This is a genomic window from Streptomyces sp. NPDC031497 (assembly GCF_055580905.1).
Map to the genome: position 1 here is coordinate 115,841 of NZ_JBVIKO010000016.1, position 25,113 is coordinate 140,953.

Genomic DNA, 25,113 nt, shown 5'->3' on the forward strand with positions numbered 1-25,113 from the left:
TCCAGAACCGGCAGCAGGATTCGAACCTGCGGGGGGATCACCCGGAAGGAAGGATCCGAGGCCTGCGCACCGGGCAGCGCCGGTCTCCCGAGATCAGCCCGGCCACGGTCGACACACACCAGCTTCACCGTGCACCCATGGGCGCACTCCACGGAAGTAACCGCAGCCCTCGCACCGGGACGCCACCACCGTACTGATCGCCCCGTCACCGCGGCCAGCCGATTTCCATGCCCGGGGACGCGACGAAAGCCCGACTCCCCCCGAAGGGGAACCGGGCCTTCGTCGAGGCGGCTCCGGGGTTACAGGCCCGCGGCCTTGCGCAGGGCGTCCACGCGGTCCGTCTTCTCCCAGGTGAACTCGGGGAGCTCGCGGCCGAAGTGGCCGTACGCGGCGGTCTGGGCGTAGATCGGGCGGAGCAGGTCGAGGTCGCGGATGATGGCGGCCGGACGCAGGTCGAAGACCTCGTCGATCGCCTTCTCGATCTTCTCGGTGTCGACCTTGGCGGTGCCGAAGGTCTCCACGAACAGACCGACGGGCTCGGCCTTGCCGATCGCGTAGGCCACCTGGACCTCGCAGCGGGAGGCCAGGCCGGCCGCGACGACGTTCTTGGCGACCCAGCGCATGGCGTAGGCGGCGGAACGGTCGACCTTGGACGGGTCCTTGCCGGAGAAGGCGCCGCCACCGTGGCGGGCCATACCGCCGTAGGTGTCGATGATGATCTTGCGGCCGGTCAGGCCGGCGTCGCCCATCGGGCCGCCGATCTCGAAGCGGCCGGTCGGGTTGACCAGGAGGCGGTAGCCCTCGGTGTCGAGCTTGATGCCCTCGTCCAGCAGGGCCTTCAGCTCCGGCTCCACGACGAACTCGCGGATGTCGGGGGCGAGCAGCGACTCCAGGTCGATGTCCGAGGCGTGCTGGCTGGAGACGACGACCGTGTCGAGGCGGACGGCCTTGTCGCCGTCGTACTCGATGGTGACCTGCGTCTTGCCGTCCGGGCGCAGGTAGGGGATGGTGCCGTTCTTGCGGACCTCGGACAGGCGCTTCGACAGGCGGTGCGCCAGGAAGATCGGCAGCGGCATCAGGGTCGGCGTCTCGTCCGTCGCGTAGCCGAACATCAGGCCCTGGTCGCCGGCGCCCTGCTTGTCGAGCTCGTCCTCGTCGCCCTCGACCCGGTTCTCGTACGCGGTGTCCACGCCCTGTGCGATGTCCGGGGACTGCGCGCCGATCGACACCGAGACGCCACAGGAGGCGCCGTCGAAGCCCTTCTTCGAGGAGTCGTAGCCGATCTCGAGGATCTTGTTGCGGACCAGCGTCGCGATGTCCGCGTACGTCTTGGTCGTGACCTCGCCGGCCACATGCACCAGGCCGGTGGTGATCAGCGTCTCGACGGCGACCCGGGAGGTCGGGTCCTCGCGCAGAAGCGCGTCGAGAATGGTGTCGCTGATCTGGTCAGCGATCTTGTCGGGGTGACCCTCGGTCACAGACTCCGAGGTGAACAGGCGACGGGACACAACGCTCCCTGGGGTTGCAGCGGCTGCTGGCTGATCATTGGCGGACGACACGGTGGGCTGCGCCTGTGTGTCGTCCGAGAACAGTTTATCGGTCGCACTCCGCCGCCGGCCCACCTGTCTCGACACTCGGGAGTGCTGTGACCTGCGGCACGGGCATTCTGCCCAATGGGCGGCGGCGTTGACCAGAGCCACCGCGCCCCAATGTGACGTCCGGGAAAGTTGACATACAGCTGAAAAAAGTTAACCCAGACGGGCCGCCACCAGATCCCACACGATGTCGGCGAGAGCCTCCTTGGGGCCGTGCGGCACAGGCGTCTCACTGCCGTCGGCTCCGAGCACCACGGCCTCGTTCTCCTCGGAGCCGAAGGTCTTGCGCTCTCCCACCTCGTTCACCACGAGCAGGTCGCAGCCCTTGCGCGCCAGCTTGGTCCGGCCGTTGGCAAGGACGTCGTCGGTCTCGGCGGCGAAGCCGACGATCACCTGTCCGGGCCGCGCCCGGTCGGAGGAGATCTCCGCGAGAATGTCCGGATTCCGCACCAGGACGATCGGCTCGGGTTCCTGGCCGTCCTTCTTCTTGATCTTCCCGGCCGCGTAGACCGCGGGGCGGAAGTCGGCGACGGCGGCGGCCATGACCACGGCGTCGGCGTCCGCGGCCGCCTTCAGCACCGCCTCCCGCAGCTGTACGGCCGTCCCGACCGGGACGACGTCCACGCCGGCCGGGTCGGGCAGGCCGGTGGTGTTGGCCGCGACCAGTGTCACCCGGGCGCCCCGCGCGGCGGCCGTGCGGGCGAGGGCGTGGCCCTGCTTGCCGGAAGAGCGGTTCCCGAGGAAGCGGACGGGGTCGAGGGGCTCGCGGGTGCCGCCGGCGGAGACGACGACATGGCGGCCCGTCAGGTCGGGCTCCCGCGCTCCGCGCGCCAGGATGCGACGGCAGTCCTCGAAGATCTCCGCCGGGTCGGGGAAGCGGCCCTTGCCCGTGTCGACCCCGGTGAGGCGGCCGACCGCCGGTTCGATGACGACGGCGCCGCGGCGGCGCAGCGTCGCCACGTTCTCCTGGGTGGCCGGGTGCTCCCACATCTCGGTGTGCATCGCGGGGGCGAAGACGACCGGGCAGCGGGCTGTGAGGAGGGTGTTGGTGAGGAGGTCGTCGGCGAGGCCGTGGGCCGCCTTGGCGAGCATGTCGGCGGTGGCGGGGGCGACCACGACCAGGTCGGCGTGCTGGCCGATCCGGACGTGCGGGACCTCTTCGACGTGGTCCCAGACCTCGGTGGAGACGGGGTTGCCGGAGAGGGCGGACCAGGTGGCGGCGCCGACGAAGTGCAGCGCGGAGGCGGTGGGCACGACCCGGACGTCGTGGCCCGACTCGGTGAACCTTCTCAGCAGCTCGCAGGCCTTGTAGGCGGCGATGCCACCACTGACCCCCAGCACGACCTTCGGCTTGTCCACCGTCTCTCCCCGCACTCGGCTCCCGTGCACCGGCTCCGGCGCACGACTCCATCACACACCACAGGCCCGACAGTCGGCTGCCGGGCCTGTGGATAAGTCAACTGCAATACGAAAGTACTACTGCAGCACTACTGTGCCGGGCCTTCGACGGCCTCGGAGGTCAGCAGACCCGCGTTGATCTCACGCAGGGCGATGGAGAGCGGCTTCTCGTGGACGTGGGTGTCGACGAGCGGACCGACGTACTCCAGGAGACCCTCGCCGAGCTGCGAGTAGTACGCGTTGATCTGACGGGCGCGCTTGGCCGCGTAGATCACGAGGCTGTACTTCGAGTCGGTGGCCTCGAGGAGCTCGTCGATCGGAGGGTTGATGATGCCCTCGGGCGCGGTGATGGAAGAGGACACGCTCTGCCTTCCGATGGATGGGAAAGATTCAGTCTGAATGATCAGAGACGATCACACAACGTCCATCAAGGCTAGCAGCTCGCGCGCCACGTCCTCGACGGAGGTGTTGACCAGCGTCTCGTCGAACTCCGGCTCGGCCGCCAGCTCGATCTTGGCCGCGTCCAGACGGCGCTCGATCACCTCGGGCGGCTCGGTGCCCCGTCCGGTGAGCCGGCGTACCAGCTCGTCCCAGGAAGGAGGAGCCAGGAACACCAGACGGCCCTCCGGCATGGACTCGCGGACCTGCCGAGCACCCTGGAGGTCGATCTCCAGCAGGACCGGCACGCCGGACTCCAGGTGCTCCAGCACCGCCTGCCGCGGGGTGCCGTAGCGGTTGCCCGCGAATTCGGCCCACTCCAGGAGTTCGCCGTTGGCGATGAGCTTGTCCATCTCCTCGTCGGAGACGAAGAAGTACTGCACTCCGTGCTTCTCGCCCGGGCGGGGCTTGCGGGTGGTCGCCGACACCGAGAGCCAGACCTCGGGGTGCTCCTTGCGCATATGGGCGACGACCGTGCTCTTGCCGACCCCGGAGGGGCCGGAGAGCACGGTCAGCCGCGGACGTACGTCCGGGGGCTCGGGGGTCGTCCCCCGGAATGTTGCAGCCATGCAGCGATTATTCCAGCAATCGCAGGTTGCCCGGGACGGGTGTCCCGGACGGCCCGGTGATCAGGAGCCGGTGCTGCCGAACTCGCGCTCCAGGGACGCGATCTGGTTGGAACCGAGGCCACGCACCCGTCGGCTCTCGGAGATCCCGAGTCGCTCCATGATCTGCTTGGCGCGGACCTTGCCCACGCCCGGCAGGGACTCGAGCAGGGCGGAGACCTTCATCTTGCCGATGACGTCGTTTTCCTGGCCCTGCTTGATGACCTCGTGGAGAGAGGCGCCGGAGTGCTTCAGTCGATTCTTGACCTCGGCCCGCTCCCGGCGAGCCGCGGCGGCCTTTTCGAGCGCGGCTGCGCGCTGTTCAGGGGTAAGGGGCGGAAGAGCCACGCCTACGTCACCTCGGATGTCGAACTGTCGGATACGGACCGGTGAGGAACCTAGTCGCCCCACACCTGGGGAGCCACGAGCAACACGCTTGCCCGTTCACCCTGCTCGGAGACTAGCGGGCAAGTCCGCCAGAGTCAGCGAGAACAGCGGAAAAGTCCTGGTCAGCCTCTGTAGGGCCGGACATTTCAGACATACTGCCCAGGATTTGAGGATGTATTCACACTGCACCCGTCGCCCGAGCGCCCGCCGAAGCGCTCCCGGATCACTCATCGGGGCCCTCACCGACCTGCGACGACGTCCCGGATCTCGCCCGCGAACCGCTCCGCGGCCGCCCGCAGAGCCCCGGCATCAGGACCGTGACGCAAAACACCTCGGCTCACGTTTGGAACCACGTTGCGCACCGCAGCCCCGAAGACCGTGGGGAGGTCGGCGGCCGTCGCCCCCTGCGCCCCGACGCCCGGCGCGAGCAGCGGGCCGTTGATGTCGAGGTCGTACGACGACAGGTCGCCGACCGTGGCACCCACGACGGCGCCGAAGGAGCCCAGCGGCTCCTCCCCCGCGTTCTCGGCGGCCAGGTGGGCCAGCATGGTCGCGCCGACCGTCCGGCCGTCGCCGCGCACCGCGTGCTGCACCTCGGGGCCCTCCGGGTTCGAGGTCAGGGCCAGCACGAACAGGCCGGCCCCGCTCTCCCTGGCCAGCGCCACGGCCGGGCTGAGCGAGCCGTAGCCGAGGTACGGCGAGACGGTGAGGGCGTCCGAGAACAGCGGCGCGTCCTTGCTCAGGTAGGCCTCCGCGTACCCGGCCATGGTGGAGCCGATGTCGCCGCGTTTGGCGTCCATGACGACCAGCGTCCCGGCGTCCCGTGCCTCCCGCACCACCCGCTCCAGGACGGCCACCCCGCGCGAGCCGAACCGCTCGAAGAACGCGCTCTGCGGCTTCATGACCGCGACCCGGTCGGCCACGGCCTCCACCACGGTACGGCTGAACCGCTCCAGCCCTGCCACGTCGTCGTTCAGGCCCCACTCGGAGAGCAGCGAGGCATGCGGGTCGATACCGACGCAGAGCGGACCGCGCTCGTCCATCACACGGCGCAGCCGCGCGCCGAAGGGCTCCAACGGGCTCATACGGCCTTCCTCACATCGGCGCCCACCGCGTCGGCGAGCGTGGCGTACGGGCTGGTGCGCAGGCGCGCCGCGAGCCCCTTGTGGATGGCACGGCCCCAGAAGGGCCCCTCGTAGATGAAGGCGCTGTAGCCCTGGACCAGCGTGGCACCGGCCAGGATGCGCTGCCAGGCGTCCTCGGCGTTCTCGATGCCGCCGACGCCCACCAGGGTGATCCGGTCGCCCACGCGCGCGTACAGCCGCCGCAGCACCTCCAGGGACCGCGCCTTCAGCGGCGCCCCGGAGAGCCCCCCGGTCTCCTTCACCAGCTCAGCGTCGGAGCGCAGCCCGAGGCCCTCCCGCGCGATGGTGGTGTTGGTCGCGATGATCCCGTCGAGACCCAGCTCGACTGCCAGGTCGGCGACGGCGTCGACGTCCTCGTCGGCGAGGTCCGGCGCGATCTTCACCAGCAGCGGCACCCGGCGGTTCGCCGCCACACGGTCGGCGGCCTCGCGCACGGCCGTCAGGAGCGGACCCAGGTGGTCGACGGCCTGGAGGTTGCGCAGGCCCGGTGTGTTCGGCGACGACACGTTCACGACCAGGTAGTCGGCGTACGGCGCGAGCCGCTCGGCGGACTTCACGTAGTCGCGGACCGCCTCGGCCTCCGGTACGACCTTGGTCTTGCCGATGTTGACGCCCACGACGGTCCTGAAGACGGGCTCACGGGTCGCCAGCCGCGCGGCGACGGTCAGCGATCCGTCGTTGTTGAACCCCATCCGGTTGATCAGCGCCCGGTCGGCGACGAGCCGGAACAGCCGCTTCCTGGGATTACCGGGCTGCGCCTCACCGGTCACGGTGCCGATCTCGACATGGTCGAACCCGAGCATCGACATCCCGTCGATCGCGACGGCGTTCTTGTCGAACCCCGCGGCCAGCCCGAAGGGCCCGTGCATCCGCAGCCCGAAGGCCTCGGTGCGCAGTTCCTTGTACCGCGGCGCGAGCGCGGCGGCGACGAAGGCGCGCAGCACGGGGATGCGAGCGGCGAGCCGGATCCACCGGAAGGCGAGGTGATGGGCGGCCTCGGGGTCCATCCGCCGGAAGACGAGGTTGAAGAAGATCTTGTACATCGAGTCCTCATGGGAAGGGGGACACCGGCGTACGGTGCCCCCCATATCGACAGCTGGGCAACGCGCCCCCGAAGGGGCGCGGGGCGGTACTCAATGTGCGGCTCCGCCGCGTGGGCGCGACCAGCCACAACCGGCCCGCAGCCTCACTACGGCCTATCAGTCCCGCGCGGCCGTCAACCTCTCCGCATGCTCCTGGAGCGACCGCACCCCCACATCTCCATGGTTCAGCGCATCGATCCCCTGCACAGCCGCGGCCAGCGCCTGCACCGTCGTCAGACACGGCACCGACCGGGCCACCGCGGCCGTCCGGATCTCGTACCCGTCCAGGCGACCCCCCGTGCCGTACGGGGTGTTGACGATGAGGTCGACCTCGCCGTCGTGGATCAGCTGGACGATCGTCTTCTCGCCCTGGGGACCGACGCCGTCCGACTGCTTGCGCACCACGGTCGCGTTGATGCCGTTGCGCTTGAGCACCTCGGCCGTGCCGGACGTGGCGAGCAGTTCGAAGCCGTGGGCGACCAGCTCACGCGCCGGGAAGATCATCGAGCGCTTGTCGCGGTTGGCGACCGAGATGAACGCGCGGCCCTTGGTCGGCAGCGGCCCGTACGCCCCCGCCTGCGACTTGGCGTACGCCGTGCCGAAGACGGAGTCGATGCCCATGACCTCGCCGGTGGAGCGCATCTCCGGGCCGAGGACCGTATCGACGCCCCGGCCCTGGATGTCGCGGAACCGCGACCACGGCATGACCGCCTCCTTGACGGAGATCGGCGCGTCGAGCGGCAGCTCACCGCCGTCGCCGCGGGCCGGCAGCAGTCCCTCGGCGCGCAGCTCGGCGACGGTCGCGCCCAGCGAGATCCGGGCGGCGGCCTTGGCCAGCGGCACCGCGGTCGCCTTCGAGGTGAAGGGGACCGTACGGGACGCGCGCGGGTTGGCTTCGAGGACGTAGAGGATGTCCCCGGCCATCGCGAACTGGATGTTGATCAGACCGCGTACGCCGACGCCCTTGGCGATGGCCTCCGTCGAGGCCCGCAGGCGCTTGATGTCGAATCCGCCCAGCGTGATCGGCGGCAGGGCGCACGCCGAGTCGCCGGAGTGGATACCGGCCTCCTCGATGTGCTCCATGACGCCGCCGAGGTACAGCTCCTGGCCGTCGTAGAGGGCGTCGACGTCGATCTCGATCGCGTCGTCCAGGAACCGGTCGACGAGCACCGGCCGGGAGGGGCTGATCTCGGTGGACTCGGCGATGTAGGAGGCGAGGCGGGTCTCGTCGTAGACGATCTCCATGCCCCGGCCGCCGAGGACGTACGACGGCCGTACGAGTACCGGGTAGCCGATCTCGTCGGCGATGGCCTTTGCCTCGGCGAACTTGGTGGCGGTGCCGTGCTTGGGGGCCGGCAGGCCCGCCTCGGCGAGGACGCGCCCGAAGGCGCCCCGGTCCTCGGCCGCGTGGATGGCCTCGGGGGGCGTGCCGACGATCGGCACGCCGTTGTCCTTCAGCGCCTGCGCCAGACCCAGCGGCGTCTGCCCGCCCAGCTGCACCACCACACCGGCGACCGGACCGGCCTGCTGCTCGGCGTGGACGATCTCCAGGACGTCCTCCAGGGTGAGCGGCTCGAAGTACAGCCGGTCGGAGGTGTCGTAGTCGGTGGAGACGGTCTCCGGGTTGCAGTTGACCATCACGGTCTCGTACCCGGCGTCCGACAGCGCGAAGGACGCGTGCACGCAGGAGTAGTCGAACTCGATGCCCTGGCCGATGCGGTTGGGACCGGAGCCCAGGATGATGACGGCCGGCTTCTCGCGCCGGGCGACCTCGGTCTCCTCGTCGTAGGAGGAGTAGAAGTACGGCGTCTTCGCGGCGAACTCGGCCGCGCAGGTGTCGACCGTCTTGTAGACCGGACGGACACCGAGCGCGTGCCGGACCTCGCGGACGACGTCCTCGCGCAGGCCGCGGATCTCGCCGATCTGCTGGTCGGAGAAGCCGTGCCGCTTGGCCTCGGCGAGCAGGTCGGGGGTGAGTTCGGCGGCGGCCGCCAGCTCGTCGGCGATCTCCTTGATCAAAAACAGCTGGTCGACGAACCACGGGTCGATCTTCGTGAACTCGAAGACCTCCTCGGGCGAGGCGCCCGCGCGGATGGCCTGCATGACCGCGTTGATACGGCCGTCGGTGGGCCGCACGGCCTCCCGCAGCAGCGCTTCCTTGTCGCCGGGCTCGCCGACGAACGTGAACTGGCTGCCCTTCTTCTCCAGCGAGCGAAGCGCCTTCTGGAAGGCCTCGGGGAAGTTGCGGCCGATGGCCATCGCCTCGCCGACCGACTTCATGGTCGTGGTCAGCGTGGAGTCGGCCTGCGGGAACTTCTCGAACGCGAAACGCGGGGCCTTGACGACCACATAGTCGAGCGTGGGCTCGAAGGAGGCCGGGGTCTCCTGCGTGATGTCGTTCGGAATCTCGTCGAGGGTGTAGCCGACCGCCAGCTTCGCCGCGATCTTCGCGATCGGGAAGCCGGTGGCCTTGGAGGCGAGTGCCGAGGACCGCGACACGCGCGGGTTCATCTCGATGACGATGACCCGGCCGTCCTCGGGGTTCACCGCGAACTGGATGTTGCAGCCGCCGGTGTCGACACCGACCTCGCGGATCACGGCGATGCCGATGTCCCGCAGGATCTGGTACTCGCGGTCGGTCAGCGTCATCGACGGGGCGACGGTGATCGAGTCACCGGTGTGCACGCCCATGGGGTCGAAGTTCTCGATGGAGCAGACGACCACGACGTTGTCGTGCTTGTCGCGCATCAGCTCCAGCTCGTACTCCTTCCAGCCGAGGATGGACTCCTCCAGGAGCACCTCGGTGGTGGGCGAGAGCGTCAGGCCCTGGCCGGCGATCCGGCGCAGCTCTCCCTCGTCGTGCGCGAAGCCGGAGCCGGCGCCGCCCATGGTGAAGGAGGGGCGGACGACGACCGGGTAGCCGCCGAGCTCGTCGACGCCGGCGAGCACCTCGTCCATGGTGTGGCAGATCACCGACCGGGCGGACTCACCGTGCCCGATCTTGGCGCGCACGGCCTCCACGACGCCCTTGAAGAGGTCGCGGTCCTCGCCCTTGTTGATGGCTTCGACGTTGGCGCCGATCAGTTCGACGCCGTACTTGGCGAGGACGCCGTTCTCGGCCAGCGAGATCGCGGTGTTGAGCGCGGTCTGGCCGCCCAGGGTGGGCAGCAGGGCGTCGGGGCGCTCCTTGGCGATGATCTTCTCGACGAACTCCGGGGTGATCGGCTCGACGTAGGTCGCGTCGGCGATCTCCGGGTCGGTCATGATCGTCGCCGGGTTGGAGTTGACCAGGATGACCCGCAGGCCCTCGGCGCGCAGGACGCGGCAGGCCTGGGTGCCGGAGTAGTCGAACTCGGCGGCCTGGCCGATGACGATCGGGCCGGAGCCGATGACCAGGACGGACTGGATATCGGTGCGCTTAGGCACGCTGGCCCTCCATCAGAGAGACGAAGCGGTCGAACAGGTAGGCGGCGTCATGTGGGCCGGCTGCCGCTTCGGGGTGGTACTGGACGGAGAAGGCCGGCTGGTCGAGCAGCTGCAGCCCCTCCACGACGTCGTCGTTCAGGCAGACGTGGGAGACCTCGGCGCGGCCGAACTTCGTGTCGCTGACCTGGTCGAGCGGCGCGTCGACGGCGAAGCCGTGGTTGTGGGCGGTGACCTCGACCTTGCCGGTCGTACGGTCCTGGACCGGCTGGTTGATGCCCCGGTGGCCGTACTTCAGCTTGTAGGTGCCGAAGCCGAGCGCGCGGCCGAGGATCTGGTTGCCGAAGCAGATGCCGAACAGCGGGGTCTTCCGCTCCAGGACGGAGGTCATCAGGGCCACCGGGCCGTCGGCCGTGGCCGGGTCGCCGGGTCCGTTGGAGAAGAACACGCCGTCGGGGCCGACGGCGTACACGTCGTCCTCGGTGGCCGTGGCCGGCAGCACATGCACCTCGATGCCGCGCTCGGCCATGCGCTGCGGGGTCATCCCCTTGATGCCGAGGTCGATGGCGGCGACGGTGAATCGCTTCTCCCCGACCGCGGGGACGACGTACGTCTCCTTGGTCGCGACCTCCTCGTAGAGGCTCGCGCCCTTCATGTGCGGCTGGGCCTGCACGCGCGCGAGGAGCTCGGAGTCGGCGGCGACCGCCTCGCCGGAGAAGATGCCGGAGCGCATCGAGCCGCGCTCGCGGAGGTGGCGGGTGAGGGCACGGGTGTCGATCCCGGAGATGCCGACCACGCCCTGCGCGACCAGCTCGTCGTCCAGGGACCGCTTGGCACGCCAGTTGGAGGGCACGCGCGCGGGGTCGCGCACGACGTAGCCGGAGACCCAGATGCGGCTCGACTCGTCGTCCTCGTCGTTCCACCCCGTGTTGCCGATCTGCGGGGCGGTGGCGACCACGATCTGGCGGTCGTAGGACGGGTCGGTGAGGGTCTCCTGGTAACCGGTCATACCGGTGGAGAACACGGCCTCGCCGAAGGTCTCCCCCACGGCCCCGTAGGCGCGGCCGCGGAAGATCCGGCCGTCCTCCAGGACGAGTACGGCGGGAGTCGCCTTCTTGTGAGAAGCGGTTCCCCTGGTGGAGGTCGTCATCGTTCGGCGCCTTCCGTGCTGGGTGTCTTGATCATGGAGTTGAGGGCGTCGACCCATTCGGTGTGCTCGGCCGCCTGGTCGGAGCGGAATCCGGAGTCGATCAGCCGGTCGCCGTGCTGCCAGGTCACCACGAGCAGTCCGCCCTCGGTGAGGACCTTGCCCGCGATGCCCTTGCCGAGCAGGGCCTCGCGGAGCGCGGCGGCGGGGATGAAGAAGTCGGTCGCGCCGGGGCGCACGACGTCCAGGCCCGCGTCGGTCAGGGTGAGCTCGACCCGGCTGCGGGAGCCGAGGCCGCGGGCCACGATGCGGTCCAGCCACTGCCCGGCGGTGGTGGAGCCGTGGTAGCGCCCGCTCATGGTCAGTCTGGCTTCACCGAGGTCGTCCGGCGCGGTGGGAAGCTCCGGGAGGTCGCCCTGGAGGGTGCCACGCCATTTCCAGCCCTCGCGCATCAGCCAGTAGACGAGCGCGACGAACAGGGCGAGGCCGACGAGCCAGCCGATGCGGGCGGACCAGTCGGTGACCGCGGCCGACTTCTTGTCGTCGGCCAGCAGGATCAGAGGTGTCACGTCAGCTTCCCGTCCACGAGCGTCGCCTTGCCCCGCAGCCATGTGTGGGTGACACGGCCCGGCAGCTCACGCCCCTCGTAAGGGGTGTTGCGGCTGCGCGAGGCGAAGCCCGCGGGGTCCACCAGGCCACGGTATTCCGTGTCGACGAGGGCGAGGTTGGCGGGCTCACCTGCCGAGACGGGCCGGCCGTGACCGGCGGCCTGTCCGATCCGCGCGGGCTTGACGGACATCCGGTCGGCGACTCCGGCCCAGGTCAGCAGGCCCGTGTCCACCATGGTCTCCTGCACCACCGACAGCGCGGTCTCCAGGCCGACCATCCCCATGGCGGCCGCGGCCCACTCGCAGTCCTTGTCCTCGTGCGGGTGCGGGGCGTGGTCGGTGGCGACGATGTCGATGGTGCCGTCGGCGAGCGCCTCACGCAGGGCCATCACATCGCGCTCGGTGCGCAGCGGCGGGTTGACCTTGAAGACCGGGTTGTACGACCGCACCAGCTCGTCGGTGAGGAGCAGGTGGTGCGGGGTGACCTCGGCGGTGACGTCGATGCCCCGGGACTTGGCCCAGCGCACGATCTCGACGGAGCCGGCGGTCGAGAGGTGGCAGATGTGGACGCGGGAGCCGACGTGCTCGGCGAGCAGGACGTCCCGGGCGATGATCGACTCCTCGGCGACCGCGGGCCAGCCCCCGAGTCCCAGCTCGGCGGAGACGACGCCCTCGTTCATCTCGGCGCCCTCGGTCAGCCGCGGCTCCTGCGCGTGCTGGGCGACGACCCCGCCGAAGGCCTTCACGTACTCCAGCGCGCGGCGCATGATCACGGCGTCGTCGACGCACTTGCCGTCGTCGGAGAAGACGGTGACCCCGGCGGCCGACTCGTGCATGGCCCCCAGTTCGGCGAGCTTCCTGCCCTCCAGGCCGACGGTGACGGCGCCGATGGGCTGGACGTCGCAGTAGCCGTGCTCCTGGCCGAGCCGGTAGACCTGCTCGACCACACCGGCGGTGTCGGCGACCGGGAAGGTGTTGGCCATGGCGAACACGGCCGTGTAGCCGCCGGAGGCGGCCGCGCGGGTGCCGGTGAGCACGGTCTCGGAGTCCTCGCGACCGGGCTCGCGCAGATGCGTGTGCAGGTCGACCAGGCCCGGCAGCAGCACCTTTCCGGTGGCCTCGACGACCTCCGCGCCCTCGGCGGACAGCCCGCTGCCCACCGCCTCGATGACCTCGCCGTCGATCAGGACGTCCTGCGGTTCACCGCCGAGCACCTTCGCACCACGGATCAGGATCTTGCTCATGGGTGTTACTTCTCCTCGGTGGTGCGGGCGGGACTGACGGCGGGTTCGTTGCCGCCGAGCAGGAGGTAGAGAACGGCCATCCGGATGGAGACTCCGTTTGCGACCTGCTCGACCACGGTGCAGCGGTCGGAGTCGGCGACCTCGGCGGTGATCTCCATCCCGCGGACCATCGGGCCGGGGTGCATCACGATGGCGTGCTCGGGCATCCGCGCCATGCGGTCGCCGTCGAGGCCGTAGCGCCGCGAGTACTCGCGCTCGGTCGGGAAGAACGCGGCGTTCATGCGCTCGCGCTGGACGCGCAGCATCATCACCGCGTCGGACTTGGGGAGGACGGCGTCGAGGTCGTACGACACCTCGCAGGGCCAGTTCCCGACGCCGACCGGCACCAGGGTGGGCGGGGCGACCAGGGTGACCTCGGCGCCCAGGGTGTGCAGCAGATCGACGTTGGAGCGGGCGACCCGGCTGTGCAGGACGTCGCCGACGATCGTGATGCGCTTGCCGGCCAGGTCCTGCCCTATTCCGGCGTCCCGGCCGACGAGCCGCCGGCGCATGGTGAAGGCGTCGAGAAGGGCCTGCGTGGGGTGCTGGTGGGTGCCGTCACCGGCGTTGATGACGGCGGCGTCGATCCACCCGGAGGTGGCGAGGCGGTAGGGGGCTCCGGAGGCGCCGTGCCGGATGACGACGGCGTCGACGCCCATCGCCTCCAGGGTCTGGGCGGTGTCCTTCAGGGACTCGCCCTTGGAGACGCTCGACCCCTTGGCGGTGAAGTTGATGACGTCCGCCGACAGCCGCTTCTCGGCGGCTTCGAAGGAGATCCGGGTCCGGGTCGAGTCCTCGAAGAAGAGGTTGACCACGGTGCGGCCGCGCAGGGTCGGCAGTTTCTTGATCGGCCGGTCGGCGACCCGGGCCATCTCCTCGGCGGTGTCGAGGATCAGGACGGCGTCGTCGCGGGTGAGGTCGGCGGCCGAGATGAGATGACGCTGCATCTGTCAGGCTCCGTAAGGCAGTTCACATATCGGGAGATTGCGGGCAAGCGTGGGCGCACCGGTGCGGTGCGGGCCCCTGGGCTTGCTACGGGGTCGGCTTCACACCGAGCAGCACGGTGTCGCGACCGTCCTCCTCGGTGAGCAGGACCTTGACCGTCTCCCGCAGCGACGTGGGGAGGTTCTTGCCGACATAGTCGGCGCGGATGGGCAGTTCACGGTGGCCGCGGTCGACGAGGACCGCGAGCTGCACCGCGCGCGGGCGCCCGATGTCGTTCAGGGCGTCGAGGGCGGCGCGGATGGTGCGGCCGGAGAAGAGCACGTCGTCGACGAGGACGACCAGTCTGCCGTCGATGCCGTCACCGGGGATCTCGGTGCGGGCCAGCGCACGCGGCGGGTGCATGCGCAGGTCGTCGCGGTACATGGTGATGTCGAGTGAACCGACGGGCATCTTGCGGTCGGTGATCTCCTCCAGCTTGGCGGCGAGCCGCCGGGCGAGGAAGACACCGCGGGTCGGAATGCCGAGGAGCACCACGTCGTCGGCGCCCTTGGCGCGCTCGACGATCTCGTGGGCGATGCGGGTCAGAACCCGCGCGATGTCGGGCCCTTCGAGAACGGGCCGGGCGTCGGATGCCTGGAGGTCGGGCTTTACCTGCTTGTCCATACGAAACGGACCCCCTTCTCCGCCTCACGGGACGGACCTTAAAGGACGTCGGATTTGCGCCATCCACCGTATCAGGTGCCGGAGAGGCCCCCGATCACCCCCTTGGCGTAACCGGTCGTCGCTGCCGCGGAAGAGTCGGTGCGGACCATTCGGCTTGACGCGAGAGAGTAACGCTGCGTAACCTCACAGTGAGTTACCAGCCGCGCGGCGGGACCAAGGCCGGCCGCGTCGACACAGTGTCCGGGGAGCCATATGTCCAGCGAATACGCCAAACAGCTCGGGGCCAAGCTCCGGGCCATCCGCACCCAGCAGGGCCTTTCCCTCCACGGTGTCGAGGAGAAGTCCCAGGGGCGCTGGAAGGCCGTGGTGGTCGGTTCGTACGAGCGTGGCGACCGTGCCGTGACCGTGCAGCGCCTTGCCGAGCTGGCGGATTTCTACGGCGTTCCGGTGCAGGAGCTGCTGCCGGGCACCACCCCGGGCGGCGCCGCCGAGCCCCCGCCGAAGCTGGTCCTGGACCTGGAGCGGCTGGCCAACGTGCCGGCCGAGAAGGCGGGCCCGCTGCAGCGCTACGCGGCGACGATCCAGTCCCAGCGCGGTGACTACAACGGCAAGGTGCTGTCGATCCGCCAGGACGACCTGCGCACACTGGCCGTCATCTACGACCAGTCCCCCTCGGTCCTCACCGAGCAGCTGATCAGCTGGGGTGTCCTGGACGCGGACGCCCGCCGCGCGGTCGCCACCCACGAGGACGCCTGACCCCCACAACGCCTTAGCAGAAACGTGCCGCCGGACTGGCCGGAACCCGATGGTTCCGGTCGGCTCGGCGGCACTCTTCGCATCACGGGGCCGAGCTGGACGTGGAGAGCTGCCTGCCGGCCCAGGGGCGCGGGGCTGTATCGATATACGGCTCCGCCGCGTGGGCGCGACAGGCCCCACACGGCCCGCAGCCGCCCTACAAGCGCACCACCCACCCCATTGGGCACACAGACGCCGGAGGGCCCGCAGCAGGCGCGTGCTGCAGGCCCTCCGGCGTTTGTCGGCTCACGCCTCCCGGCGCAGCGACGGCTTCAGCTCCTTCAGCCGTCCCAGCAGTCCGTTCACGAACGACGGCGACTCGTCGGTCGAGAACTCCTTCGCCAGCTGCACCATCTCGTCGAGGACGACCGCGTCCGGCGTCTCGTCGACCCAGATCAGCTCGTACGCCCCGAGACGCAGGATGTTGCGGTCGACGACCGGCATCCGGTCGAGGGTCCAGCCGACGGCGTACTGGGCGATCAGCTCGTCGATCCGCCGCACGTGCTCCGCGTAGCCCTCGACCAGCTGCATGGTGTACTCGCTCACCGGCGGCTGCCGGGTGTCGTCCCGGGAGAGCCTGATCCAGTCCGCGAGAACGGTCAGGACGTCGGCCCCGCGCTGGTCGCCCTCGAAGAGGATCTGGAAGGCACGCTTGCGGGCCGTGTTGCGGGCAGCCACGGTTAGCTGTTCACCCGGCCGAGGTAGTCGCCGGTGCGGGTGTCGACCTTGATCTTCTCACCGGAGGTGATGAAGAGCGGGACCTGGATCTCGTAGCCGGTCTCCAGCTTGGCGGGCTTGGTGCCGCCGGTGGAGCGGTCGCCCTGGACGCCAGGCTCGGTCTCGGCGATGGTCAGCTCGACGGCGGCGGGCAGCTCGACGTAGAGCACCTGGCCCTCGTTCTGCGCGACCATGGCCTCGAAGCCCTCGATCAGGAAGTTCGCGACGTCACCGACGGTCTTGCGGTCGATGTGCAGCTGGTCGTACGTGTCCATGTCCATGAAGACGAAGTAGTCGCCGTCCATGTACGAGAACTGCATGTCGCGCTTGTCGACGTTGGCCGTCTCGACCTTGACGCCGGCGTTGAAGGTCTTGTCGACCACCTTGCCGGACAGCACGTTCTTCAGCTTGGTGCGCACGAAGGCCGGGCCCTTGCCGGGCTTGACGTGCTGGAACTCGACGACGGACCAGAGCTGGCCTCCGTCGAGCTTGAGCACCAGGCCGTTCTTGAGGTCGTTCGTGGAAGCCACGGTTGCGGAATCTCCTGGACTGACGTACGACCCCGGGTCACGCGCTACAGCGCGAGCAGTTCCTTGGTCGTGATGGTGAGTAGCTCGGGTCCGCCGTCCGCCTCAGGGCGTACGACGAGCGTGTCATCGATCCGGACACCGCCCCGGCCCGGGAGGTGGACCCCCGGTTCGACGGTGACCGGCACGCAAGCGTCCAGTTTACCCATGGACGACGGGGCGAGCTGCGGGTCCTCGTCGATTTCGAGTCCGACGCCATGTCCTGTGAGGGGCTGGAGTCCCTCGGCGTAGCCCGCGGAGTCCAGCACCTGGCGGGCGGCGCGGTCCACATCACGGTAGGCCGCCCCAGGTACGAGGCTCTCCCGGCCGGCCCGCTGAGCGGCGAAGACGAGGTCGTACAGCTCGATCTGCCAGTCGGCGGGCGAGGTGCCGATGACGAACGTACGCCCGATCTCGCAGCGGTAGCCGCGGTAGGTGGCGCCGAGGCAGACGGAGAGAAAGTCGCCCTCCTCGACCCGCCGGTCGGTCGGGCGGTGGCCGCGGCGGCCGGCGTTCGGTCCGGTCGCCACGGAGGTGGGGAAGGCCGGGCCGTCGGCGCCGTGGTCGACCAGGCGGCGCTCCAGCTCCAGGGCGAGATGCCGTTCGGTGCGGCCGACGAGGATCGACTCCAGCAGCTCGCCGAGGGCCTGGTCGGCGATCTCGGCACCGATCCGGAGGCAGGAGATCTCCTCCTCGTCCTTCACGACCCTCAGCTGCTCGACGGCGCCGCCGAGGTCGGTGAGGCGGAGGCGGGGGGCGACCGAGGAGAGGGCGCGGTGCCGGGTCACCGTGAGGTGGTGCTCCTCGACGGCGAGGGCGTCGGCGTCCTGGACGGCGGCGAGGTCGGCGGCGGCCACGGCGGGGTCACCACCGGGCCCTTCGAGGAGGTGCTGCCGAAGGGAGTCGTCGGGGCGGACCTCGGTGGGGCGGTCGTCCTGCGGGCCGGGGCTGACGAGGAGGTCCTCGCGCTTGCCGAGCAGCAGGACGGAGCCGGTGGGGGCGGCACCGGCGAGGTATCTCACGTTGGCGGGGCGTGAGACGAGCGCGGACTGGCAGCCGGCCGCGTTGCATCGTTCCCTCAGCCTGGTTCGGCGGGCCGCGTACACGTCTGACATGAGTCGAGCGTAGGAGTCGTGGGCGATTTGTGCCGGTCGAGGGGGGCCGAGTGGGGTGGTTGGGCGCCGTTGTGGGGTGCGGGTTGGTGGGGGTTGCCCCCGCCTACCAGCTCGGTGGGCTCGCTATCGCCCGTGCCAGGACCTCGTCCAGAACGCGGGCCGTGCTCGGTACGTCCAACTGCGAGTTGTCGATGATCGGGAGGCCCGAGCCGTACCAGCCCGCCATACGGCCGTGGATGCGGGCCACCTCCTCGTCGGCGAGGCGGCGGTTGCCCGTGCGTTCGGCGTTGCGCTCCAGGACGATGTCGAGGCCCGGGAGGAGGACGACCGGGAGGAGCCCGGGGCCGACGTGACGCTTCCAGCCGCCGAGGCCGACGACCGGGCGGTCCGGGAAGACCGCGTCGTCGAGGATGCACGAGATCCCGTTGGCCAGGAAGTTGCGCGCGGCGAAGCCGCAGGTGCGGCGGGCCAGGCGGTACTGGGCCTCGGAGTTGTCGTTCCAGCCGGACTGGGGGTCGGCGAAGCCGGAGCGGACCCATTCGCGGACGTCGTCGAGGCTGATGTGGGCCGTGGGGACCCGGCGGTGGTCGGCCCAGTACTTGGCGACGCTCGTCTTGCCCGCGCCCGCCGGGCCGATGAGGAGGACGGCCAGGGTGGTGGTGGTCGGGTCGGGCGTGGTGGTCGCGGCCGGCGGTGCGGTGGGGATGCCGACCGGGGCGCCCGGCGGCAGCGGGACATGGCCCGTGGTGTCGGGGGGCGGCGGGGCCGAGGGCAAGGCCGAGGGCAAGGGGGGCGGCGGCGGAACGGGCGGTTGCGGGGGCGCGGCCGGTGGCGGCGGCACGGGTGCGGGGCCCTGCGGCGCTCCCGGGTGGTGTGCGGCCGGCGGCCAGCCGGTCGGTCCCTGCCCCGGCTGATGGGGCGGCGGCAGCGGAGATCCCACTGCGTGCTGCATCCGGTGCCACTCCGTCTCGTCATGTGCGGCTGCGCTCGTTACCGAACGGTACCGCCCCCGGTCGTCGTTTGGTGAAACGGCCGGGGGCGGTACGAAGTGCCCGTGCCGGGAGGCGAATCGGGCGGAAGGAACAGCAGCGGACTTACTGCCCGACCTCGCCGTAGGCGGCGAGCAGCACGGCCGGGTCCGGGCCTTCCAGGACGGTCGGCTTGGCGAGGCCGTCCAGGACGATGAAGCGCAGCAGGTCGCCGCGGGACTTCTTGTCGACCTTCATCGTCTCGACGAGCTTGGGCCACTGGTCGTAGCGGTAGTGCAGCGGGAGGCCGACCGACTCCAGGACCGTGCGGTGCCGATCCGCCGTCGCGTCGTCCAGACGCCCGGCCAGCCGGCCCAGCTCGGCGGCGAAGTGCATGCCGACGGCGACCGCCGCGCCGTGCCGCCACTTGTAACGCTCGTTCTTCTCGATGGCGTGGCCGAGCGTGTGGCCGTAGTTGAGGATCTCCCGCAGGCCCGACTCCCTGAGGTCGGAGGAGACGACCTCGGCCTTGACCCGGATGGAGCGCTCGATCAGCTCGGCCGTGTGCGGGCCGGCCGGGGTGCGCGCGGCCTCGGGGTCGGACTCGATGAGTTCCAGGATCGCCGGGTCGGCGATGAAGCCGGCCTTGATGACCTCGGCGAGCCCGGAGACGTAGTCGTTGACCGGGAGGGAGTCCAGCGCGGCCAGGTCGCAGAGCACCCCCGCCGGCGGGTGGAAGGCGCCCACCAGGTTCTTGCCCTCGGCGGTGTTGATGCCGGTCTTGCCGCCGACCGCCGCGTCGACCATGGCGAGGACGGTGGTCGGGACGGCGATCCAGCGGACCCCGCGCAGCCAGGTGGCGGCCACGAAACCGGCCAGGTCCGTCGTCGCCCCGCCGCCCACGCCGACGATGACGTCGGAGCGGGTGAACCCGGACTGGCCGAGCGCCTTCCAGCAGTAGGCGGCGACCTCGGCGGTCTTGGCCTCCTCCGCGTTGGGCACCTGGATGGCGACGGCCTCGTAGCCCTGCCCGGCCAGGTCGGCGCGGAGCGCGTCGCCGGTCTCGGCGAGCGCCTCGGGGTGGATCACGGCGACCCGCTTGACCCTCTCGCCGATCAACCCGCCCAGTTCGCCGAGCAGTTGACGGCCCACCAGGACCTCGTACGGCTCGGTGCCCGCCGTGCCGCCGACCTGGATCCGGGTGACTGCCTCGCTCATGCTTCCTTCAACTCCAGTGCGTCCAGCGCTGCTTGGGTGACCTCTTCGGGCGTACGCCCGTCGGTCGCGACGACGGCCGAGGCGACCTCCTCGTACAGGTGCCGCCGTGCGTCCATCAGCTCGCGCCACTGCTTGCGCGGGTTGATGGCGAGCAGCGGCCGGGCCGCGTTCAGGCCGGTGCGCTTGACGGCCTCCTCGACGTCCATCGAGAGGTAGACCACCCGCCGGCCGGCGAGCAGCGCGCGCGTGTCCGCGTCGAGGATCGCGCCGCCGCCGAGTGCGAGGACGCCCTCGTGGTCCGCCAGCGCGACTTCCACGGCCCGCTTCTCGATCTCCCGGAACACCGGCTCGCCCTCGGCCACGAAGATGTCGGCGATGGCGCGGCCCTCGGCGGCGACGATGTCCTCGTCGGTGTCCCGGTAGCCGACACCGAGCCGCTCGGCGAGCATGTGCCCGACCGTGGACTTGCCGACGCCCATCGGTCCGACCAGCACCACCATCGGTGCGCCGCTCATCGGATGGCCAGGTTCTCGAGGTACGACCGGACGTTACGGCGGGTCTCGGGCACCGAGTCACCGCCGAACTTCTCCGCGACCGCGTCCGCGAGGACGAGCGCGACCATCGCCTCGGCGACGATGCCCGCGGCCGGCACTGCGGAGACGTCGGAGCGCTGGTGGTGGGCCTGGGTGGCCTCGCCGGTGGCCACGTCCACGGTCCGCAGGGCGCGCGGCACGGTCGCGATCGGCTTCATCGCGGCACGGACCCGCAGCAGCTCACCGGTGGACAGGCCGCCCTCCGTGCCGCCGGCGTGGCCGGAGACACGCCGGATGCCCTCGTCGGTGCCGACGATCTCGTCGTGCGCCTGGGAGCCGGGCACCCGCGCCAGTTCGAACCCGTCGCCGATCTCGACGCCCTTGATCGCCTGGATGCCCATCAGGGCACCGGCGAGGCGGGCGTCCAGCTTGCGGTCCCAGTGGACGTGCGAGCCGAGGCCGACCGGCACGCCGTAGGCCAGCACCTCGACCACACCGCCGAGGGTGTCGCCGTCCTTGTGGGCCTGGTCGACCTCCGCGACCATCGCCTTCGACGCGTCCGCGTCCAGGCAGCGCAGCGGGTCCGCGTCCAGCTTCTCGACGTCGGCCGGGGTGGGGTACACGCCCTTGGGGGCCTTCACGGAGCACAGTTCGACGACGTGCGAGACGATCTCGATGCCGGCCGTCTCCTTCAGGTACGACCGGGCCACCGCGCCGAGCGCCACCCGGGCCGCGGTCTCCCGCGCGGAGGCGCGCTCCAGGATCGGCCGGGCCTCGTCGAAGCCGTACTTCTGCATGCCGGCCAGGTCGGCGTGGCCGGGACGCGGGCGGGTCAGCGGGGCGTTGCGGGCGAGCCCGGCGAGGATCTCGGGGTCGACCGGGTCGGCCGCCATGACCTGCTCCCACTTGGGCCACTCGGTGTTGCCCACCATGATCGCGACCGGGGAGCCGAGCGTGAGGCCGTGCCGGACACCGCCCAGGAAGGTGACCTGGTCCTGCTCGAACTTCATGCGCGCACCGCGTCCGTAACCGAGCCGCCGTCGCGCCAGATGGTCCGCGACCATCTCGGTCGTGATCGGCACGCCGGCGGGAAGGCCCTCCAGCGTCGCGACAAGTGCGGGACCATGGGACTCCCCCGCGGTCAGCCAACGCAGCCTGCTCAACGATGCTCCTCAGTGCTCGCGCCCTGGTACTGCCCTGCGTACGCGCGTCCTCGCGTACGGCGACGGCCCGACCGGGTGCGCGGCCCCGGTCCGCCGTCTCCGATCCTCCCACGTCCGGGCGGTGAACCCGGCCGCCGGTCCAGCAGACGGACGCGGAGCTGGACCCGGTCAGCGCTCGGCGAGTGCCTTCTCACCGGCCCGGCGCATGGCGTCCAGCGGCGCCGGGGCGCAGCCGGTCATCTGTTCGACCTGGAGCACGGCCTGGTGCACCAGGAGGTCGAGGCCGCTCACCACGGCTCCGCCGAACATGGACCAGCGTGCGGCCAGCGCCGTGGGCCAGGGGTGGTAGAGGACGTCGAAGAGGGTGGTGGGGCGCTCGGGTACGGCGGCGGCGAGGGCGTCGGTGGTGCCGGCCGGGGTGGTGGCGATGACCAGGGGGGCATGCAGGGCCTGTTCGGCGTCGGCCCAGTCGGCGGTCCGTACGTCCACGTCGAGCCGCTCGCCCCAGTGCCGCATCTCGGCGGCGCGCTCCTCGCTGCGGACGTAGGCGACGACCTCGCCGGTGCAGATCCGGGCGAGCGCGGCCAGTGCCGAGGAGGCGGTGGCGCCGGCGCCGAGGACGGCGGCGGAGTCGACCTGTTCGATGCCGTGCTCGCGCAGCGCGGCGACCATGCCCGGGATGTCGGTGTTGTCCCCGAGCCGCCGGCCGTCCTCCGTGAAGACGACCGTGTTGACCGCGTCGACCGAGGCGGCCGTCTCACTGATCTCGTCGACCAGCGGGATGACCGCCCGCTTCAGCGGCATGGTCAGCGACAGCCCCGCCCACTCCGGTCCCAGCTCCCCGAGAAAGCCGGGCAGCCGGGTCTCGTCGATCTCGAAGCGCTCGTACGACCAGTCGGTGAGCCCGAGTTCGTCGTACGCGGTCCGGTGCAGCACCGGGGAGAGCGAGTGGGCGATGGGCTTACCGAGCACGGCGGCCCGGCGGGCGTCAGTGGCCCGAGGTGGCATTGAACTTTTCCTTGAGCTTCTCGAATTCGGCATTGGTCTTGGCGAATTCGGTGTTGTTCACGCCGTCGGTCGCCACGAAATACATCCAGCCGTCGTCGGTCGGATTCAGTGCCGCCTTCAGCGCTTCGTCGCCGGGGTTGCCGATCGGGCCCGGCGGAAGGCCCTTCTGGGTGTACGTGTTGTACGGGTTCTGGTTGCTGTTGATCTCCGACTCGCTGATGTGGATGTTGCTCGTGCCCTTCAGGTAGTTGAAGGCCGAGTCGAATTGCAGCAACCGGTTCGTCTCGGTGTTCGTGGGCTCGAGACGGTTGTAGACGACTTCCGCCATCTTGCGGAAGTCGTCGTGCGTCTTTCCTTCGGCCTGGACGAGGCTCGCGACCGTGATGACCTGCAACGGGTTGTCCAGGTCGTACTTCTTGGCCTGGGCCGCCAGGTCGTAGGTGGCGTATTCCTCCTTGGCCGCGGCGACCATCTGTTTCAGGATCACGTCGGGCTTCATGCCCTTGGCCGCGGGATAGGTGCCCGGGAAGAGGAAGCCCTCCAGCGGGTCCATGATCTTGCTGTTGGTGTTCGCGTAGCTCGGCAGACCGAGGCTCTTGTATCCGGTCTTGGCGACCTTCTTGGTGGTGCCGGAGGAAAGGCCGAGCTGTTTGTCGAGGGCCACGTAGACGGCTGCCGCGCGCTCGCCCGGCCTGACGACCACATTGCTCTGGCTCTTCGGATCCAGCATCAACTGCACGGCACTTGCCGCGGACATCTCCTTCTTCAGGAGATAGGCGCCTGCCTGAATCGTTTTTCCATCGGGGTTCTGCGACTGGGCGGCCACGAACGCGTCGACGCTCTTGATGACGCCGGCCTCCTCCAGCCGACGGCCGATCTCGTATCCGCCCGCGCCCTTGGGGATCTCGACGGTCACGTTCTCGCCGTTGCCGCTGCCCGCGTAGTCCGGGGCCGGGCCGAAACGATTTTGGTAGAAGTGCCAGCCGTAGTAGCCGACCGTCGCCGCACCGCCGCCGAAGACCAGGCAGACCACCAGACAGGCGCAGCCGTTGCGGCGCTTCTTGGCCCCCTTGCCGCCCTTCGCGTCCTTGCCGCGGCCACCACCGCGGCGCCCTTTCGGGTCGTCGTCATCCTCGTCGTCATCGTCGTCGGCGCCCGTGAAGAAGGGGTGCTGCTCCTCCTCCTCGGCGACGGGCTCCGGCTGCGTCTCCGGCTCCGCGTCGCGCCGGCGGCCGGGCGGCTCCGGCGGCGGGTAGGCGTCCTCGGTGCCGTAGAAGTCGGGCTGCTCCCCGCCGTACGCCACCGGCTGCTGGCCGTAGGGGTCGCCCGGGTCGGCGGCGTAGGGGACCTGGCCGTGGGTGCCGGTCGCGTCCCAGCCGCCCTGGTGGTACTGCTGCTGGGCATGGCCGGCGTACTGCTCGCCGTATTGCTGGTCGTACTGCTGCCGGCTCTGTCCGTCGGCGTACTGAAGCTGGCCCTGCTCGTCGTAGTACGCGTACTGCTGCTGGCCGGTGTGCTGGTCGTACCCGCCCTGCGGGTGCTGGCTCCAGTCGCCGTACTGCTGCTGCGGCTGCTGCGGATAGTGCTGCGGCTGACCGCCGTAGGGGGACTGCTGACCCACGTGGGCCTGCTGTCCTCCCCATCCGTCGTCCCCGTACAACGGGTCCTCCGGATGCCACGGTTCGGGGCCTTCGCCCCGGCCATACTCAGTCATCGATCCCCTAGAGCCGCGAGGCGGCGCGTCACGCGGCTGGTGGGCCGACTGTCGTACCGCTTCTTGCTGTGCGGTGGCTGTTCGAAAACCATCGCATCGCGCGGAACGTTACCGTATCGCGATCAGATGACCACTTCGACGCCCTCGCCGGGTGGTTTACCTGACACCCGTTCGGATTCCAGCGCCTGCTGGAGGATGATCACAGCGGCGGCCTGGTCGATGACGGAGCGGCCCTTCTTGGACTTCACCCCCGAGGCACGCAGTCCCTGACTGGCCGTCACGGTCGTCATCCGCTCGTCGACCAGCCGGACCGGCACCGGCTTGATGCTGTTGGCGAGCTCCTGGGCGAAGGCCCGCACCTTGACGGCGGCCGGACCCTCGCCTCCCTTGAGGGAGCGCGGGAGTCCGACGACGACCTCGATCGGTTCGTACTCCTCGACCAGTTGCCCGAGCCGGCGGTGGGCCGCCGGGATGTCCCGGCCCGGGACCGTCTCGACCGGGGTGGCGAGGATCCCGTCGGGGTCGCACGAGGCGACCCCGATCCGGGCGTCCCCGACGTCGACGGCGAGTCGACGTCCTCTTCGCATCTTCTTACCG

Annotated in this window: 24 protein-coding genes; 1 reads left to right on the top strand and 23 read right to left on the bottom strand. The window is 70.2% G+C overall.

From position 1 onward, the window contains the following. Positions 1 to 299: 299 nt before the first annotated feature. The 13 genes from metK to pyrR all read right to left on the bottom strand — a co-directional run bounded on the left by metK (position 300) and on the right by pyrR (position 14,719). The gene (gene metK / locus ACZ5K7_RS29460) at positions 300 to 1,508 is read right to left on the bottom strand and encodes a methionine adenosyltransferase (RefSeq protein ID WP_351707125.1); all 1,209 of its coding nucleotides are present in this window, start codon (positions 1,506 to 1,508) and stop codon (positions 300 to 302) included. 240 nt (positions 1,509 to 1,748) lie between these two features. Further along, on the bottom strand, positions 1,749 to 2,954 hold the full coding sequence (coaBC, locus tag ACZ5K7_RS29465) for a bifunctional phosphopantothenoylcysteine decarboxylase/phosphopantothenate--cysteine ligase CoaBC (RefSeq protein WP_351707128.1): 1,206 nt from the start codon (positions 2,952 to 2,954) through the stop codon (positions 1,749 to 1,751). A 128-nt stretch (positions 2,955 to 3,082) separates the two neighbouring features. Then, complete coding sequence (gene rpoZ, locus ACZ5K7_RS29470; protein WP_003982715.1) at positions 3,083 to 3,355, bottom strand: DNA-directed RNA polymerase subunit omega; 273 nt, start codon at positions 3,353 to 3,355, stop codon at positions 3,083 to 3,085. A gap of 51 nt (positions 3,356 to 3,406) precedes the next feature. Continuing rightward, positions 3,407 to 4,000 carry a guanylate kinase gene (gene gmk, locus ACZ5K7_RS29475; RefSeq protein ID WP_351707131.1) on the bottom strand — a complete coding sequence of 198 codons (594 nt, stop codon included), beginning with the start codon at positions 3,998 to 4,000 and terminating at the stop codon, positions 3,407 to 3,409. Between the two features lie 60 nt (positions 4,001 to 4,060). Then, a complete protein-coding gene (locus ACZ5K7_RS29480) occupies positions 4,061 to 4,384 on the bottom strand; it encodes an integration host factor (protein WP_003977346.1) in 324 nt (107 codons plus the stop codon). 278 nt (positions 4,385 to 4,662) lie between these two features. Beyond that, positions 4,663 to 5,508: an orotidine-5'-phosphate decarboxylase gene (pyrF, locus tag ACZ5K7_RS29485; protein WP_351707134.1), complete on the bottom strand. Its 846-nt coding sequence runs from the start codon at positions 5,506 to 5,508 to the stop codon at positions 4,663 to 4,665. Next, complete coding sequence (locus ACZ5K7_RS29490) at positions 5,505 to 6,611, bottom strand: quinone-dependent dihydroorotate dehydrogenase (protein ID WP_351707137.1); 1,107 nt, start codon at positions 6,609 to 6,611, stop codon at positions 5,505 to 5,507. The genes pyrF and ACZ5K7_RS29490 overlap by 4 nt, the downstream gene beginning before the upstream one ends. A gap of 156 nt (positions 6,612 to 6,767) precedes the next feature. After that, positions 6,768 to 10,076 (bottom strand): carbamoyl-phosphate synthase large subunit, encoded by a 3,309-nt coding sequence (gene carB, locus ACZ5K7_RS29495; protein ID WP_351707140.1) that lies wholly within the window; start codon positions 10,074 to 10,076, stop codon positions 6,768 to 6,770. Further along, a complete protein-coding gene (gene carA, locus ACZ5K7_RS29500; protein ID WP_468917936.1) occupies positions 10,069 to 11,223 on the bottom strand; it encodes a glutamine-hydrolyzing carbamoyl-phosphate synthase small subunit in 1,155 nt (384 codons plus the stop codon). Before carA ends, carB begins: the two co-directional genes overlap by 8 nt. Then, complete coding sequence (locus tag ACZ5K7_RS29505; protein ID WP_351707146.1) at positions 11,220 to 11,789, bottom strand: PH-like domain-containing protein; 570 nt, start codon at positions 11,787 to 11,789, stop codon at positions 11,220 to 11,222. Before ACZ5K7_RS29505 ends, carA begins: the two co-directional genes overlap by 4 nt. Then, positions 11,786 to 13,072, bottom strand: a complete 1,287-nt coding sequence (locus ACZ5K7_RS29510) for a dihydroorotase (RefSeq protein WP_468917939.1) — start codon at positions 13,070 to 13,072, stop codon at positions 11,786 to 11,788. The genes ACZ5K7_RS29505 and ACZ5K7_RS29510 overlap by 4 nt, the downstream gene beginning before the upstream one ends. 5 nt (positions 13,073 to 13,077) lie before the next feature. Further along, positions 13,078 to 14,058, bottom strand: a complete 981-nt coding sequence (locus ACZ5K7_RS29515) for an aspartate carbamoyltransferase catalytic subunit (RefSeq protein ID WP_351707152.1) — start codon at positions 14,056 to 14,058, stop codon at positions 13,078 to 13,080. An 85-nt stretch (positions 14,059 to 14,143) separates the two neighbouring features. Beyond that, complete coding sequence (pyrR, locus tag ACZ5K7_RS29520) at positions 14,144 to 14,719, bottom strand: bifunctional pyr operon transcriptional regulator/uracil phosphoribosyltransferase PyrR (RefSeq protein WP_351707155.1); 576 nt, start codon at positions 14,717 to 14,719, stop codon at positions 14,144 to 14,146. Positions 14,720 to 14,971: 252 nt separating this feature from the next. Between pyrR and bldD the strand changes: the two genes are divergently transcribed. Beyond that, positions 14,972 to 15,475, top strand: a complete 504-nt coding sequence (gene bldD / locus ACZ5K7_RS29525) for a transcriptional regulator BldD (protein ID WP_351704518.1) — start codon at positions 14,972 to 14,974, stop codon at positions 15,473 to 15,475. Positions 15,476 to 15,760: 285 nt separating this feature from the next. Here the strand turns inward: bldD and nusB are convergent, their stop codons facing one another. From nusB to ruvX, 10 genes are all read right to left on the bottom strand, one after another. After that, a complete protein-coding gene (gene nusB, locus ACZ5K7_RS29530; RefSeq protein ID WP_351707158.1) occupies positions 15,761 to 16,192 on the bottom strand; it encodes a transcription antitermination factor NusB in 432 nt (143 codons plus the stop codon). 2 nt (positions 16,193 to 16,194) lie between these two features. Next, positions 16,195 to 16,761 (bottom strand): elongation factor P, encoded by a 567-nt coding sequence (gene efp / locus ACZ5K7_RS29535; protein ID WP_351707161.1) that lies wholly within the window; start codon positions 16,759 to 16,761, stop codon positions 16,195 to 16,197. Between the two features lie 44 nt (positions 16,762 to 16,805). Then, entirely contained in the window at positions 16,806 to 17,912 is a 1,107-nt protein-coding gene (locus ACZ5K7_RS29540; RefSeq protein WP_351707164.1) for an aminopeptidase P family protein, read from the bottom strand. A gap of 103 nt (positions 17,913 to 18,015) precedes the next feature. Further along, positions 18,016 to 18,864, bottom strand: a complete 849-nt coding sequence (locus ACZ5K7_RS29545) for a Pro-rich N-terminal domain-containing protein (RefSeq protein WP_450972891.1) — start codon at positions 18,862 to 18,864, stop codon at positions 18,016 to 18,018. A 142-nt stretch (positions 18,865 to 19,006) separates the two neighbouring features. Beyond that, entirely contained in the window at positions 19,007 to 20,098 is a 1,092-nt protein-coding gene (gene aroB / locus ACZ5K7_RS29550) for a 3-dehydroquinate synthase (RefSeq protein ID WP_351707170.1), read from the bottom strand. Further along, positions 20,095 to 20,613, bottom strand: coding sequence for a shikimate kinase (locus ACZ5K7_RS29555; protein ID WP_468917946.1), 519 nt, complete (start codon positions 20,611 to 20,613; stop codon positions 20,095 to 20,097). The genes aroB and ACZ5K7_RS29555 overlap by 4 nt, the downstream gene beginning before the upstream one ends. Beyond that, the gene (gene aroC / locus ACZ5K7_RS29560) at positions 20,610 to 21,794 is read right to left on the bottom strand and encodes a chorismate synthase (RefSeq protein ID WP_351707176.1); all 1,185 of its coding nucleotides are present in this window, start codon (positions 21,792 to 21,794) and stop codon (positions 20,610 to 20,612) included. The genes ACZ5K7_RS29555 and aroC overlap by 4 nt, the downstream gene beginning before the upstream one ends. 168 nt (positions 21,795 to 21,962) lie before the next feature. Beyond that, complete coding sequence (locus tag ACZ5K7_RS29565) at positions 21,963 to 22,802, bottom strand: shikimate dehydrogenase (RefSeq protein ID WP_468917949.1); 840 nt, start codon at positions 22,800 to 22,802, stop codon at positions 21,963 to 21,965. Next, positions 22,783 to 24,516, bottom strand: a complete 1,734-nt coding sequence (gene mltG / locus ACZ5K7_RS29570; RefSeq protein WP_468917952.1) for an endolytic transglycosylase MltG — start codon at positions 24,514 to 24,516, stop codon at positions 22,783 to 22,785. The genes ACZ5K7_RS29565 and mltG overlap by 20 nt, the downstream gene beginning before the upstream one ends. 122 nt (positions 24,517 to 24,638) lie before the next feature. Further along, positions 24,639 to 25,103, bottom strand: coding sequence for a Holliday junction resolvase RuvX (gene ruvX / locus ACZ5K7_RS29575; RefSeq protein ID WP_351707185.1), 465 nt, complete (start codon positions 25,101 to 25,103; stop codon positions 24,639 to 24,641). Positions 25,104 to 25,113 lie beyond the last annotated feature (10 nt).

Excerpts from the sequence above, each read along its gene's own strand:
- pyrR (WP_351707155.1), bottom strand. The coding sequence starts at position 14,719 with ATGGACAAGCAGGTAAAGCCCGACCTCCAGGCATCCGACGCCCGGCCC.
- ACZ5K7_RS29565 (WP_468917949.1), bottom strand. The coding sequence starts at position 22,802 with ATGCCACCTCGGGCCACTGACGCCCGCCGGGCCGCCGTGCTCGGTAAG.
- aroB (WP_351707170.1), bottom strand. The coding sequence starts at position 20,098 with ATGAGCGAGGCAGTCACCCGGATCCAGGTCGGCGGCACGGCGGGCACC.
- bldD (WP_351704518.1), top strand. The coding sequence starts at position 14,972 with ATGTCCAGCGAATACGCCAAACAGCTCGGGGCCAAGCTCCGGGCCATC.
- ACZ5K7_RS29540 (WP_351707164.1), bottom strand. The coding sequence starts at position 17,912 with ATGTCAGACGTGTACGCGGCCCGCCGAACCAGGCTGAGGGAACGATGC.
- ACZ5K7_RS29490 (WP_351707137.1), bottom strand. The coding sequence starts at position 6,611 with ATGTACAAGATCTTCTTCAACCTCGTCTTCCGGCGGATGGACCCCGAG.
- gmk (WP_351707131.1), bottom strand. The coding sequence starts at position 4,000 with ATGGCTGCAACATTCCGGGGGACGACCCCCGAGCCCCCGGACGTACGT.
- ACZ5K7_RS29555 (WP_468917946.1), bottom strand. The coding sequence starts at position 20,613 with ATGAGCGGCGCACCGATGGTGGTGCTGGTCGGACCGATGGGCGTCGGC.
- mltG (WP_468917952.1), bottom strand. The coding sequence starts at position 24,516 with ATGACTGAGTATGGCCGGGGCGAAGGCCCCGAACCGTGGCATCCGGAG.
- ACZ5K7_RS29515 (WP_351707152.1), bottom strand. The coding sequence starts at position 14,058 with ATGCAGCGTCATCTCATCTCGGCCGCCGACCTCACCCGCGACGACGCC.
- ACZ5K7_RS29510 (WP_468917939.1), bottom strand. The coding sequence starts at position 13,072 with ATGAGCAAGATCCTGATCCGTGGTGCGAAGGTGCTCGGCGGTGAACCG.
- pyrF (WP_351707134.1), bottom strand. The coding sequence starts at position 5,508 with ATGAGCCCGTTGGAGCCCTTCGGCGCGCGGCTGCGCCGTGTGATGGAC.
- ACZ5K7_RS29545 (WP_450972891.1), bottom strand. The coding sequence starts at position 18,864 with ATGCAGCACGCAGTGGGATCTCCGCTGCCGCCGCCCCATCAGCCGGGG.
- ruvX (WP_351707185.1), bottom strand. The coding sequence starts at position 25,103 with ATGCGAAGAGGACGTCGACTCGCCGTCGACGTCGGGGACGCCCGGATC.
- carA (WP_468917936.1), bottom strand. The coding sequence starts at position 11,223 with ATGACGACCTCCACCAGGGGAACCGCTTCTCACAAGAAGGCGACTCCC.